The organism is Pollutibacter soli, from assembly GCA_029269725.1.
Taxonomy (GTDB): Bacteria; Bacteroidota; Bacteroidia; order Chitinophagales; family Chitinophagaceae; genus Pollutibacter; species Pollutibacter soli.
This window is the reverse complement of sequence record JARJHS010000006.1, coordinates 72,057-86,307: the sequence shown is the minus strand read 5'-3', so window position 1 is coordinate 86,307 and position 14,251 is coordinate 72,057. Positions and strand designations below refer to the sequence as shown.

Sequence of the window (14,251 nt, the reverse complement as noted above, 5' to 3'; positions counted from 1 at the left end):
ATTACAAATCCTTGCCTTTCCCAGGAAACTTATCAATACTTATCTTAGGCCTGTTACTTTCGCCGCAGAAACAAACCTTAAAATATTCCGGATTTTTGCAACAATTGTAAACATCTGCTGTCTCACAGGACGTGTACGAAATAAATGGAAATAATTTTGCCGACCGGTCATTGGTTTCCCAGGTATTAAATGGAAACCCGGGCGCATTTAAAATAATAATAAAGGATACAGAAAAATTAATCGCCCAGATTATTTTTAAAATGATAGGCAATGCCGAAGACAGAAAAGATATTGCGCAGGATGTTTATTTGAAGGCATTTCATGGTTTAACGAGTTTCCGGTTTGAGTCAAAGTTGTCCACCTGGATTGCGCAGATTACTTATAACACCTGTCTCAATTATCTTGACAAGAAAAAATTACTGCTATTTTATTATTCCGGAGAGGAAGACGAATACCAGGAAGAGCTGATTGACAATTTGCATTTTAAGCATACCCATTATAATAACGAAACTGAAGCATCCATTCATAATAAAGAGCTGGCGGAATTATTAAAAATGGAAATTGATAAGCTTTCACCGATCTATAGAACATTAATCACCCTTTATCACAACGAAAGTTTAAGCTATGCAGAATTGTCTCTTGTGACAGGCCTTCCTGAAGGAACAGTAAAAAGTTACCTGTTCAGAGCGCGAAAAGAACTCAAAGACAACTTGGCCAAAAAGTTTAAGAAAGAAATGCTATGAAAAATAATCATCCCATTGATGCCGAAATTCAGCAATATGCTTTGTTAAGAAACGAATGCAATGCTGAGATTATAAATCACATTGATCATTGTGCAACATGCAAATTGAAAGTTGAACAGTACCAGCTTTTGTTTTCCGGCATTGAAGCCCTGGACGCTCCGCAGTTTGATTTTGATCTTACACGGGCAGTAATGACGCAATTGCCTGCACCGAAGTCGAAACATGAGCAATTCATTCCCGTTATTATTTTTCTGGTTATCGCAGCTGTCGGATGTCCGGTTTTCTACGTTTTTGGTAAAACATTTTTGCAGATCCTTTCCAACTTAAAGGGAATTTTGAGCGGCATTATATTTCTGACGGCTATAGTTCTTTTTACATTCCTGTATATAGATCAGGTGAGAAGCTATAAAAACCGTATCAATAAATTAAACCTTAATTAACCTGCAACATTATTGATGATTGCCGGTCAAACAGATTAATTAATTTAAATCTTTAAAAATGAAAAAAATAATTGGGTCATCAGGAGTACTTGCAATTCCTTTTGTTGCAAATGCCCAGATGATAAATTCCGAAGGAGTCGATATTGTTGTGTTTAATATCTGCGCAACAATTTTTACAGTCGGATTATTTATGATGTTTATCCTGGTAATAATAAAACGTGTAATGGAAAATCGTCTTAAAAATAAAATTGTTGACAAGGGAATTCCTGAAAACCTTGCGTCTTCAATACTTCAGACCAGTCCCAATGAGAATATGAATAACAACGTTAAATGGTTTGCAATCCTGTTTGGGTTGGGCATTGCATTAACGATTATTTATTATACACTCCCTCTCGGAATCCATTCTCTCGCCATCATATCTTTTTGCCTGGCCGCCAGTTTTCTTGGCTACTTCTATTTCTTAAAAAGGCAGTAAAAAGCAGGTTCAATCTAATAAGTCATGAAAAAACATATAAACCCGGTTTCCCGGAGCAGGAAATCTTTTGTAGTATTCATAACGATTTTTGCATTTTTTCAAGCCGCTTTAGCGCAGGAGAAATTTTCAATTGTCAGGGCGAATTCCAGTAAAGTGGATATCAGGGATGGTGAAGTCTACCAGAAAGGAATTTGGAACTTATCACCTGAAATCAAACCGGATATATACTATTCACTCGACCCTGTTGCGAATAAGAAAATTACATTTTATACTGATATTGATTCAGTAACATTTGATGTTGAAGTTGGCAGAGAATATTCTTTTATAATCCTGCTGAATGATAAAGACTCCTGCTTCACGAAAATTTCCAATATCCATAGGGAGAAGAAAACGGATGAGAATGTTTTGATATCAGGACTAATACATCCTGAATTGCTTCAGCAGGACTTTGCAGTCTTCAAAAGCATGTTGGAAAAAGAACATCCGGGATTGTACCGATATCTGGACAAAGCCAGTGTAAACAGGATATTCGATAGTTGTTTCTCCACATTACATCGACCCATATCTCAATTGGATTTCGCCAAATTGATAACGTATGCGATAAGTTCAATTAAGGATGGGCATACCGGCACTAATGTTTCCAGATTGCTGATGAAGTATTATGGTGAAAGCAAGAAATTATTTCCGGTTTATGTCTATTTCATCAATGATAAAGCCTTCGTTTTATGCAGCAGGATTGCGGAGCTTTCACCAGGATGCGAACTGTTGTCGATTGACAGCAAGAGTGTAACCGAAATCAAAAATAAACTTTTCCAGTACCTGCCTTCAGATGGAACTATCGAATCTAAAAAAATGCATACACTTAATAATGGAGCATTCTTTTTCCTGTTCGACTGGATATATGGTTCTAAGGAGAGATTTGTTGTGCAGTTTAAAGATTTTCAGGGCAATATTAAAACAACAGTTGTAAATGCGGATCTTATTTCTGATCTGGATTGCGATTATGAAAATGGTCGTGGCAAAGGAAAGTTAGAATTATCCTATCCAATTCCCGGAGCAGCTCTGTTGGCGATAAACACATTTGATGATTCAAGACTTGCAGGGGAAAATTTTTTCAAAAAATTTCTTGATTCGGCTTTCAGCGAAATTAATCGCAGGTCAGTTTCTAACCTTATAATTGATTTACGAGGTAATGCAGGAGGAACAGATACATACGGTGCGTTACTATACTCCTATCTTGCCGATAAGCCTTTTAAATATTTCTTATCGGTTGAAACAACCACAAAAAAATTCACATTAGCGGAAAACGAACTGTTAGGAAAACAGCATCCACAACCAGGTGCTTTTCGTGGTGATGTATATTTCCTTGTAAATGGATTAAGTTTTTCGACAACTGCTGATTTTTGTGCAATCGCGAGAGGAAATAATAGAGGTGTATTTGTTGGAGAGGAAACCGGTGGAGCGTATAATGGAAATACATCTGGAAGAGTTAACCAGCTGCAATTACGCAATTCAAAAATCATGGTGACAATTCCGTTGGTCAAATATATAAATGATGTACCTGAAACAAAACAATCTGACAGAGGCGTCATCCCTGATTTCAAAGTGTTGCCTTCAATTCATGACATATTGATGCGAAGAGATGCTCAGTTGGAATTTATTATTGAGAAAGTAAATGAAAAAATGAAAAAATCTGTTGTGCGATAGGGTAATCTGATATGTCAGGTGTTAAAGGGTAATTGTTGATCCATTTTGATTTACTGTTTTTTCAATTGTAATTCCTTTCCGATCACCTTTCCATTCCAATGGCTTGCCGGAAGATTCAATATATGATTCTTTCAATGTCACTTTTGCGCACTCGTAAAATATCATCGAAGGAAAACCTGCTCCGGAATTTTTAATGACAATTTTTGAAATAGAAATATTGCTGCATCCACCAAATTTTTGCACCGCTCCCGCCGATTGCCATAGATTTATTTCCTGGAGGTTTATTTCTTTGCAATCAATAAAACCAATCAATGCCGGTTTTAAAGCAACTGAATCAACCAACAGATCTTTTTTATCAAGCTCATTCATGTTTTTTAATAATGCTTCCGCATTTCCGTCAATATACCCATGACCGGTAATAGCAATATTTTCCTGGCCTTCTGCGCTGATCAAAGCTCGTTCACCTGCCGAGCTATTATAATCAAATGGAGAAGATGAACCTACCAGTACCGCACCGTCTTCCAGTTTCATATGGACATTGGATTTGAGCCTGATGCCACCGGTGAGATAGCGTCCTGTATAAAATACTAAAGTACCGCCGCCATTTTCGTGTATGAAATCAATAGCCTTTTGGATCGAACCTGTATTGATCGTCTTTCCATCTGATCTTGCTCCAAACATCGAGGCTGTATATTCTTTCCCGGGTGCAGACGAAGAAACAACTATGAATTGAATTGCTATGATCAGGTGGTAAATCATATGCTATTTAATTTTTGCTATGAGGGACCGATGAAGAACAACTTGTTTTTTCTTTTTCGCATCGGGCTCAATGATTTCCAGCTTATAGATCTGCAAATTGTGAACATCATGAGCCACAATTGCAGGTCTGTACTCAGTTGCGTTTGCGATGAGTTTTATATTAATGAGTTTTAGACTATCAACATGACGAAGATAAATTCCCCATGATGGTAATTCACGGAACTGCGAAAATTCTGGATATGCAGCTGGCATTTCAGGAATGCTGTCGAGTTCAGCGGCTGTCGTGCCACGTCGGGCATAGTTAGGATTTGAGCCTCCAGGATAAACGATGGTTATGTTTTCCAAAACAACATTCGTAATTTTTAAATTCGGCAGGCCTGCGATACCCGCAGGAGAAATATTCCGCGGCAGATTTTCAATAGGGCCTTCCAGTGGATAACCTGCGTCTGGTTTCCCTGCAGGAATTTCTGCATGAAGATTCCTGATAGTCACATCGCGCATAGTTGATTTTTTCCCCCTGCTGTTTCGATCACCGACACGCAGATAAATTGCATTACCAACATTGGTTGCCTTCACTCCGTCGACGACGATATTTTCAACTATGGCTCCATCAACTGCAGCGAACGTGATAGCAGAACGATAGGTATCATAGAAAACCAAGTTCTTCACTTTGAAGTTCCTAAATCCTCCACGCGAACCGGTGCCGAATTTTAATCCATTTGCACTGGAGCGGCCAACACAATTTTCCACTACAACGTTCTCGCACATTTTATTCGGCTCCTGTGATTTGAAACAGATCACATCATCGGCAGCATCAAAAAAAGAATTCTTAATAATGACATCTCTGCTGTCGACAATATCAATTCCATCATTGTTCCAGTAGTTTTTACTATCCACCCGAATGCTGTCAACATATACATTTTCACATTGATCATAAGTCTGGTTCCAGCTCGCCGGATTCTTTAAAGTAATACCAGTGACTGTTACATTCTTACATTCCCGGAAATATAGGTTTTGCGGACGGTTAAATTCACTTGGTCGATCCAGGAAAAGGCGATCATTATATATTTTATTATGAATAAAGGCTGTCATATTATTGGCAGTTGCAGCGCCTCGCCCGTCTACTGTCCCTTTCCCGACGATACCGACATTATCTTGTTTTAATGCAAAAATCATTGACATCCAGCCGATATAGGCGTCTTTTACATAATCGAATGGATTATTAGAACCCATCAGAACGGCTCCGCTATCCAGTTGTATAATGACATTCGATTTCAGGTAAATAGATCCCGTGAGATAGGATCCAGGTTGAAAAATCAATCTTCCTCCGCCTCGGGCAGCGACAAAATCGATTGCTCCCTGGATGATTTGAGAATTTAGAGTAATTCCATCGCCAAGTGCACCGAAGTCTTTGATAAAATAGTTTTTCGAAATAGCAAAGTGGGAGAAAAACAGGGCAATCGCCAAAAGCAAAATCTTCATACCGGATAAGATATCGCATTTCTGTGGATAGTACTAATGCCAACCTGGGAGGTCTAAGACCTCCCAGGTTTAATAGACCTCGCAGGTTTTACACCTGCGAGGTTGAATTTAAAAGTTTGATAATTATCAATTTTTTGGGGCCTAACGGCATAAGTATGACCATTCAAAGTATTAAAATTATTTTTAAATATTTACGAATATTTTTTCGGCTAAGTCCCCGTTTTTATGAACGATTTCGAAATTTTATCCCCAGAATATATCTTTTTTAAAGATTAATTCGTTTAATATCCAATCCGTTACCCTGATAGAAATCATATATCTATGAACAAAATCAGTACCCCTTGTCTGACATGCAATGTAAAGGCTTGTCTCCTGATCAATTCACTTGACAAAAGTCTCTTACCTATTGTCAATCAGTACAAGACTCAATTCCAATTTAAAAAAGGTGAAATCATCTTCAATCAGGGAGATCCTGTATCAGGTGTTTACTTTATTCAGTCCGGCGTTATCAAACAGGAAATTACCGGCATCAAAGGAAAACCATTGATCCTTCGTCTTTGCGGACAGGGAAAAATGATGGGCCACCGATCGATTTCTTCCAAAGCAAAACATCCTTACACCGCCACGGCAGTAGAAGATTGCAGGATCTGTTTTATGGACCTGGAATTTTTTAAATCCCTGCTTCGCAAAAGCGAACAGCTTCAGAAGGAAATAAGCTCTGTTTACCTGAACGAGATCCGTCAGAATGAAGAGAGATTGTTGCAGATCGCTCATTTGAACGTAAAGGAAAAAGTTGCCGAAATACTAGTGCACCTTGCGGAAGCCTACAATTACCGCGAAGGTGGACCAGCTATCCGCGTTCATGTGAACAGGCAGGATATGGCCAATTTTGCAGGGACCACCAAGGAGCAGGTATCCAAAATAATTGCACAGTTCAGCCAGGAACAACTTGTTCGTTGCCGGGCAAAGCAATTCCAGTTTTTCAATATTGAAGGCCTTAAAAAAATAGCGGCCGCCTGAGAATTATTTCTCAACAATAAAGAATTTATAGTTCATTGAACCAGGCAGATTTTGCCCGGGCAGGCGTTTTTTTTTAATCCGGAATGAAAAGCAGCTGTGCTTTTCTGTTAGTCCGCAATATTCAGAGGGAATATTGCGATGGTTTTTATTCAAAAGCAATGTTCAAATAATATCTTTTTAATGTAGTTGCAGAGAAAAACACAAAAAGCCACGACAAATTATCGTGGCTTCTTATTTCTGGTATATATAGCCGGCCTTAGCCTGTTAATTGTTTATTTACTGTCCGTATGCTTTAACGCGGGAAACTGATAAAATAAACCTACCTGGAATACATTATTTCTCAGATTTGCTGAGGCATTTTGAGCAATTTCAGTAATGCCAAAATTGTACCTGGCGTCAATACCAAACCCGGAAGGGAAAAGAAACCCAGCGCCCAGCGCCCATGATAAATCAGCACTTCTGAACTGATCAGTCACTTTATTGTTTACTCCTTCATTTGCTTTTGAACGGGCAGATAAAAGAAAACCTAATTGTGGACCGGTTTCTACACGAAATCCCGATTCAGTCATAAACTGCACCAATGCCGGGATATTCAAATAATCCAATTTTGTGCGATAGTCAATGCCATTATTTGAATACTTTGAACCCTGGGATGAAAAAACCAATTCCGGTTGTATCGCCCAGGTTTTGTTGAGGTGAATATGCAGAAGCCCACCTGCATGAAATGAAGTTCTTGGATTATAATCGAAATTATTTCCATGAACATTTGATACGTTGACGCCCGCTTTCACACCCGGCTGAACATGCACCTGTGCATAAGAGAAAGACGCTATACCAAGAAATGACGCTAATACGATTAATGACTTTTTCATTGTACAAATTGTTTTGCTTTTCTCAACACCCTTTTAAATAATCATGCCAGCGGGTATATTTTACCCATGTACCCGTGTTAACGAACGCGACAATTTCTACAGTAGATTCTTAATCAGATTATTTCGAATGGGAATCAATAATCAATTGTTGAATCAGATTTTTAATAGACTGTGGAGATAATCAACAATTGAATGAAGTAATCTATTTGTTGATTGCGCTAACAAGAAATTGATTTCCATCCTGGATCAACCAGATTTTTCCACCGGCAATCATTGCACCGTTTGCATTTCTGAAAATCTGCCTCGTGTTTTGTTTCGCGATTGCTGATTTGTATTCAGGTGTAAAAATTTCTGCATATTTTTTTGCGAAATCTTCTTTGGATTTTATTTGACCGGCAGGAAATCTTGTGTGTGACACAATACTGTCTTTCTGATCAAGTGTAACCCATCCCTGGAATACTTTTATGAAATCAACCATAGCTTTTGGATTGCTTATGCCGGCATTATCCCAGGGCGCAGGTTTGCTTCCGTCTGAAAATATGGAATCTTCAAATCCTGGCTCTGTAACCATTTCACTGATTGCCGCCGAATCTTTTTGCGCCTCGGACTCTTCTACTGCAACTTTTTCTTTCTGACCATTTTTGCAGCCAAATAGAGTAATCATAACGGTTACAAGAACAATAATTTTTTTCATTTTTTTATTGTCTGTATTTAAGAAAATCGGCGTGCAAAACATTCCGGGTCACATCATTAGTACTGGTAGTCGAAGTGGTGAATATATTTCTGTCAAGCCATTGACGATGCTCTGTCGAACCTGTAATATTTATGTTTGTATTTGTGTTCGTGTTGGTGTGTATAACACGTTCTTCCATATTGTAAATTAAAACCGCGTCTGCGCCTTTTGCCTTCGCTTCCTGAACGATACGATTCTGTATTTCCGGGAATGAGTTGTTAAAAATGCCCGCCAGACCGTCAATCTTCCCCATCACAGTGTATGGCCTGGTAATGTCGTGTGTGTCTAAAAATACTTCTACGTTTTGTGTGGTCGGGTAAGCTTTGCCCAGGTATTGAATGCTGGGTGAACAACTGCAAACAGAAATTAAAAGCAGGGTTGCGGTTAAACGTTTAGTGTACATCTTGTTTATCATAGTAAACTAAATTAAATATCCTGATTTTATTTCATGTGTGTAAAATAAAATGGGTTATTTCGAAGTGTGATACAAAATAATTTCACACTGTCAGATGAATTCGCATTTTAGATTCTGTTCACACTAATTACTTCGGGTTATGAAGATTGCATTGGTATTTCTATGCGTGTTCTTGTCCTGTACCTGCTTAGCACAGGATGCAAACTATTGGTCATCGGCCTATGGTCCTGGTGCTTTTTTCACACCTGGATCTGTTGTTTCATATAATGGTGATAGCGGCGTTGTGTTTTATAACCCGGCGTTATTGGCATACAGCCGGAGAAATGCTGCGAGTATTTCTGCAACAGTTTACCAATACAATATGACGCATATCAAGGATGGTGCAGGAACCGGCTTTGATATTAAATCCAGCGGTTTTTCAGTAATACCTTTGATAGCATCGCATACTGTACCGCTGAAGTGGAAATTACCGATCACTGTTATTTATGCCATAACCAACAGACCTGTCATGCTGTACCAGACGAGTAAAAGACAGGAAGAAGTTCTGGATGCACTTGACAATTACTATAGCCCGGGTTCAGAATTGTTTATAGGTCAGTTTACGCACAATGAAATTGCTTCGGAAACAGCCGGTTTGGTAAGTGCAGGTATTAAACTCAAACCCAACTTTTCAGTCGGTATGAGTCTGGAGGGAAGAGTATACAGAAGGCACACTTTGTTTCGCACTCAATCAAGGGTATTGGAAAATATTACAGACAGCACAGTCTTTCCGCCTGTTGTAAATGTCGAACAGTTTTATGAAGCTATGGCGACCAACGGCGGTTTAAGAATAAAACTCGGCGCAAATTATGAGTTCGACAACAATCATCATTTTGGAATGGTGGTTTCGCTTCCACTTATAAAAATTTTTGGCAAAGGATCCCTAACCTCCGACATTCAGATAAATGATCTGACACTTTCCCCCGGTGTAACCGTAAACCTGCTGGCAAGTACGCAACAGGAACATCTTAAATCAACCTGGAAAATGCCATTGAGTATCGCTGCCGGTTATACTTGGAAACACCGCAAGGGGATGCTGTACTTCTCTGCTGAATATTTCGGAAAAATTAAACTCTATGATGTGCTGGCGCCGAAAGATCAGTCTTTCATACGGCCGGATACTGTAAGCTCAACCTACGCGTATGATGTTCTACGATATATGGACGCACGAAAAGCGCTGTTGAATGCGGGTATAGGTTTCAGTTATGAATTGCGTGAAGCTATTGTCGGATACCTGTCTTTCCGAACTGATTTTAACTACCTGGATCTGAAAAGTCTTGAAGACAAAAGAGGATTTGTTGCTGCTACTTCGCGATGGAACAGTTACCATATGCAACTCGGTTCGAATTTCAGATTTAAACGTTCGAATATTCGTGCAGGAGCATTACTTACGTACGGCCTCTCCCATAGTTTTGAACAGGTGATGAATTTCGATAATCCCGATGAATCAAATCTTTTGTTAGGGGAAACTGTAGATACGAAAGCAACCCATTTCCAGGCCGGGTTTATGGTGTCCTATTTGTATAATCTGTAGGCACAAGGCAGCGGGCAGCAGACCGATGTGAAAGGAATACAGAATACTGAATACAGGTGGGAAAACGAAACTGTAAACAGACAACTGGCTGTTTCAACGAACAACGAACAACGAACAACGAACAACGGGCTGTTCCTTCTTACTACTTACTGCAGATACTCCGGATAATCCAACTTCCACTCCTCCTTCTTCAGTTTGTAAGTCTTTTTGTACTTACGATCTTTTTTAATTCCCGCGGTGGTCATCATTCCGGACACCAGTGACTTAACCCAGAAAGTCACAAAAAATTTCTCTTGATTTCTTTCTGAAAGTATCATGTAAGTTGTTCCCTGGTTGCTATTCCTGATCAGCAGATTAGCCAGACCATTTTCTAATCTTGTGATCAAAGTTTTTTTCTCCGGGTCTTTTTTATTCAGAAGATTTAATTTGAGATTAGCATAGTAAAAATTCATGTTCCCTACTGCAGCATATTTGTTGCCCTTCCAGCTGGCAAACAAAGTATCAGAGTGTCCATTCTTCACAGCAATATTCGCAAGAGGAATACTGACGGGATTGAATGTAGGAAGTACCATCGGTGAGATCCCTGTTGAAAAGGAAAATGCAGCAACATCCTTATAATTTTCTGAATACTCCAGATTCCGGATATAATTGTCCAGCAACTCCGCATTGGCCAGTATTTTTATGGACTGAAAATCATTTTGATTTGATACGCCCGTTAAAAGGACATTCAGGTTTTTTATTGGAATTTCTCCGGCCTTGCCTGTTTTTTCCGATATCTGTGTAATCATGATATCAGAGTTCGTTACCTGAATGGTATCAACTTTCAAAGGGAAATGGATTTTGCCTACCAATTCAGTAGGCATGCCTTTATCAATTCCATGTTTGAAAGGTTTATGTTTATCTTTTTTCAAAGTCATCTCTGCACCTGCCACCAGTATTTTTCCGACCTTGAGCAAGCTGTCGGTTTTTGTTTCCCTGAAAATAAGATCTGATATTACCACCGAATCTCCCTTCAGGGTCATGTAGTCAGCCTGCCATTTGGATTTTGCCAGCCACTCATCCCAGGTTGTTGAAGGTGTAAGACTGAACTTATTCAACCTGAGTTTATGAAATCCATGTTGGTTCCAGGAAACTTCTTCCACTTTGACAGTTCCTTCCGGGTATGTATAAACGATATCGTCAGCCTGGAAATGCAGGTATTTTGTCAGGTGTGTGATCACAAACTTTTCCCCGGTATGATAACTGTACTTTGGATTCACGAAGTTCCCGGAAATAGCATTTACGCTTACTTCGTTTGACAATTTTTTAAATGATACACGGGCGTCTGCCCAATTGATATTTGAATTGGCAATAATGTTGAAATGGTGATTGCCGAGAATGGAAATATCAGCATTGTTCAGCACCAGGTTAATATGTGGTATTACTGCGCGCAACGGTCCTTTCGCAATATCTGCATCTTTACCACTGATCTTAAAATGTGAAAACAGTATTTCAGGTCTGCGGCCCCTGGTTATATTCAATCTTTCCATTTCCATAGATGCCGCCATCATTATCTTCATCGAATCTTCCCTGGTATAATCAGCATAACGTATATCCGCATCCGAAACCTGGATATTCTTGAGCGTAATATCTTCCGGCAGATTTAAAGATTTTGAATGATCGCCTGCACCGGTGTCCCTTTTTACAATATCAAGCCGGAGAAAAGGGGCTGAAAAGTTTTCAATTTCTGCAGGTTTCCCTTTCCTGAAAACCGGCGTAGTCAAAACAACAGAAGGGATTTCAATGTTGGTACTGTTGTTGCCGCTTGCATTTTTTATGTTCAGGTTGCTCAGGGTGAGTTTTTCATGTTCAACATTAATTTTGTCGATCGTCAGGTTTCCTGTTTTGCTTTGTTGCTGTATACCGAAGAGGTCGCCATTAATTTTTTCCCAGGAAATATGACCGGATTCGTTGTTCAGATTTTTTATATCAATGCCACTTCCCGAAAGTGAAAGGTGTTTATCATTCTTACCTTCTGAAGTAAGATCAAGTTGATTTACTGCTATTTGTCCTACAATGAACGGCATCGGTCTCCTGCCTTCATTTTTTTCTGACTTTTTATCAGTTGCCGTCAGCTTTACTTTTGCAGTTCCTAGTTTTATGAGGCCCAGATCAATTTTTTTTTGATTTAGAAGCTGATCTGCATCCAATCTGTCCATCACAATGTTTTCGGCGTTAACAGAGCTCCCATTTCTTAATGTGAGGTCAAGGCTCTTGAATACGCTATGTTGTTTCTCACCGTTGAAGCTTAGGCCCCTGACAACGAGCTGTATTGCGGGTAGCATCATCTCCAGTTTCTCTGCGGTCCAGCTTTTTATCGCAGACTTCATTTCCTGTTTGGTTTCTCCACCGGTGAAGTCATTCAATAAAACAAATGCATTCATATGCGTCGCTGTAATTCTTTCATTCGGTCGTCTCTCACTAATTATAGAGAGCATGCCATCCATCATATGAAATTCCGGCACATCAATAATGTTATGAAGATTCGCCAGCATTGTAGTATGATGATCTGAACGCAATGCAGATGAACTGTCGTTATTTTGCGCCTTACCACGATAGTATTGAATGGAAGGCTGAATAAGGATCGCCTGTGCGGCGGTAATTCTTTTCTGAATAAGATCTCCGGGGTCAATATTTTTTAATTGTATTGCAGGAGCCGCAAAAACCAAACCCTTGAAATTCCTGTTTTTCTCCGAAGGCCCGAAACTTACTTTTTCAAAATGGAGATGATCTCCTTTGAATCCGCAATGGCCTACAGTCATTTTGAACAGACTATCCTTTGAAAAAAACTCAATGTCATGAAGACTTAAAGCAATACTATCGGTCGACAATTTTGGTTTTGAATTAGGATCAAGTTTGAAATTGAAAATTTCCACATTGGCTTTATCCGTGGAAACCAACGATCCATTATTGGATGTATATTCTACCTGGCCTTCTATGATATCCAGGTATTTTATATTCATGTGGTCAAGAAAATACTTTGTACTGTCTTTCAGGCGAACCTGTCTCTCCTGTTTTTCTTTTGATCCACCGATATTCAGCACCGGATGCACAACAAGTACACTGTCGATCAACACGCCATTTTCTTCTAGTGATGGCAACAGAGAAGCAGATTTCATAACAATTTTCTCGGTGAAAAATTTTAAATCGGTAGTATCGCCTTTTTTAACCGCAACAGTCAGGGAATCTATTCCGAGAATTTCATCTTCAATGGACAAAAGCAAATTTTTAAAACTGATATGGTGCTTACCGTCAGGCATTGTCCATTGCTGGTTTTTTATTGAAATGGTAAGCTCTTTTGGACTGAGAGATTTTTCGCCGTCCGCCACCCGCTGTCCTGCAAATTCTCTAAGGCTTATACTGATGTGACTGCCATGCAGGGGAGGAGTGGTGTCCTGTGTTCTATAGGAAAATGAGCCGTCCTCCAGAGAAAATTTTTCAATGTTGAGACGACTCGTCATTTTTTTCAGACTGCTGATAACATTGCTTGCATGAAGTGTGACTTGCTTTGAACTGCTTTTATGTTTTATAAAAGCGGTAGTCGCCAGGCTTGGTTTTGTTATTGTCAGTTCCTTAATGCGAAGTTTCTTGTGAAAGATCAGATCTTTAAATGATTCGATCTCCAGCAATACTTCGGGTATTTTAATGTCGTGATGAGTAATATGGTTGCTGCTGTCCCTGAATTGCAGTGATGCATTTTTCATGAACAACCTGCCCTTAAAAAGTTGAACATCTATATCACCAGCATCAAACTGATAAGCGCTTTTAGTTTCGATATTCAGCGCGAGCTGGATAATATCTCTGAAGCGATAAACGATTGCATAATATATCAGGCCTCCGATGATGATGCGAATCGCCAGTAATATGCCGATGCGCTTAATCCATTTTTTTTGTTTTGCTGAAAGCTTCATGAATACTTCACAACACCCAGATCATCACCGCCGTCTTATTTCGGGAATTGAAAACGGGTCATATGTGTAAGATTCAAATATA

Annotated in this window: 12 protein-coding genes; 6 read left to right on the top strand and 6 right to left on the bottom strand. The window is 39.3% G+C overall.

What is annotated here, in order from left to right; all coding sequences use genetic code 11:
- The first annotated feature begins 131 nt into the window (after positions 1 to 131).
- The 4 genes from P2W82_RS15550 to P2W82_RS15535 are packed head-to-tail and all read left to right on the top strand — an operon-like array spanning position 132 to position 3,365.
- A complete protein-coding gene (locus P2W82_RS15550) occupies positions 132 to 743 on the top strand; it encodes an RNA polymerase sigma factor (RefSeq protein ID WP_336516832.1) in 612 nt (203 codons plus the stop codon).
- Complete coding sequence (locus tag P2W82_RS15545) at positions 740 to 1,183, top strand: hypothetical protein (RefSeq protein WP_336516831.1); 444 nt, start codon at positions 740 to 742, stop codon at positions 1,181 to 1,183. The genes P2W82_RS15550 and P2W82_RS15545 overlap by 4 nt, the downstream gene beginning before the upstream one ends.
- 58 nt (positions 1,184 to 1,241) lie before the next feature.
- Positions 1,242 to 1,658, top strand: a complete 417-nt coding sequence (locus P2W82_RS15540) for a hypothetical protein (protein WP_336516830.1) — start codon at positions 1,242 to 1,244, stop codon at positions 1,656 to 1,658.
- Positions 1,659 to 1,682: 24 nt separating this feature from the next.
- Complete coding sequence (locus tag P2W82_RS15535) at positions 1,683 to 3,365, top strand: S41 family peptidase (protein ID WP_336516829.1); 1,683 nt, start codon at positions 1,683 to 1,685, stop codon at positions 3,363 to 3,365.
- Between the two features lie 21 nt (positions 3,366 to 3,386).
- Here the strand turns inward: P2W82_RS15535 and P2W82_RS15530 are convergent, their stop codons facing one another.
- Both P2W82_RS15530 and P2W82_RS15525 read right to left on the bottom strand, forming a co-directional pair.
- A complete protein-coding gene (locus tag P2W82_RS15530; protein ID WP_336516828.1) occupies positions 3,387 to 4,124 on the bottom strand; it encodes a glycosyl hydrolase family 28 protein in 738 nt (245 codons plus the stop codon).
- Positions 4,125 to 4,127: 3 nt separating this feature from the next.
- Positions 4,128 to 5,606: a glycoside hydrolase family 28 protein gene (locus P2W82_RS15525; RefSeq protein WP_336516827.1), complete on the bottom strand. Its 1,479-nt coding sequence runs from the start codon at positions 5,604 to 5,606 to the stop codon at positions 4,128 to 4,130.
- Between the two features lie 321 nt (positions 5,607 to 5,927).
- Here P2W82_RS15525 and P2W82_RS15520 point away from each other — a divergent pair, with 321 nt between their 5' ends.
- Positions 5,928 to 6,626: a Crp/Fnr family transcriptional regulator gene (locus tag P2W82_RS15520; protein ID WP_336516826.1), complete on the top strand. Its 699-nt coding sequence runs from the start codon at positions 5,928 to 5,930 to the stop codon at positions 6,624 to 6,626.
- Positions 6,627 to 6,898: 272 nt separating this feature from the next.
- Here the strand turns inward: P2W82_RS15520 and P2W82_RS15515 are convergent, their stop codons facing one another.
- The 3 genes from P2W82_RS15515 to P2W82_RS15505 form a co-directional block, all read right to left on the bottom strand.
- Positions 6,899 to 7,498 (bottom strand): porin family protein, encoded by a 600-nt coding sequence (locus tag P2W82_RS15515; protein ID WP_336516825.1) that lies wholly within the window; start codon positions 7,496 to 7,498, stop codon positions 6,899 to 6,901.
- Positions 7,499 to 7,700: 202 nt separating this feature from the next.
- Complete coding sequence (locus P2W82_RS15510; protein ID WP_336516824.1) at positions 7,701 to 8,192, bottom strand: hypothetical protein; 492 nt, start codon at positions 8,190 to 8,192, stop codon at positions 7,701 to 7,703.
- Between the two features lie 4 nt (positions 8,193 to 8,196).
- Complete coding sequence (locus P2W82_RS15505) at positions 8,197 to 8,646, bottom strand: hypothetical protein (protein WP_336516823.1); 450 nt, start codon at positions 8,644 to 8,646, stop codon at positions 8,197 to 8,199.
- 139 nt (positions 8,647 to 8,785) lie between these two features.
- Between P2W82_RS15505 and P2W82_RS15500 the strand changes: the two genes are divergently transcribed.
- Complete coding sequence (locus P2W82_RS15500) at positions 8,786 to 10,219, top strand: hypothetical protein (protein WP_336516822.1); 1,434 nt, start codon at positions 8,786 to 8,788, stop codon at positions 10,217 to 10,219.
- 146 nt (positions 10,220 to 10,365) lie between these two features.
- Here P2W82_RS15500 and P2W82_RS15495 read toward each other — a convergent pair whose 3' ends face one another.
- Positions 10,366 to 14,169: an AsmA family protein gene (locus P2W82_RS15495; protein ID WP_336516821.1), complete on the bottom strand. Its 3,804-nt coding sequence runs from the start codon at positions 14,167 to 14,169 to the stop codon at positions 10,366 to 10,368.
- Positions 14,170 to 14,251: the final 82 nt, after the last annotated feature.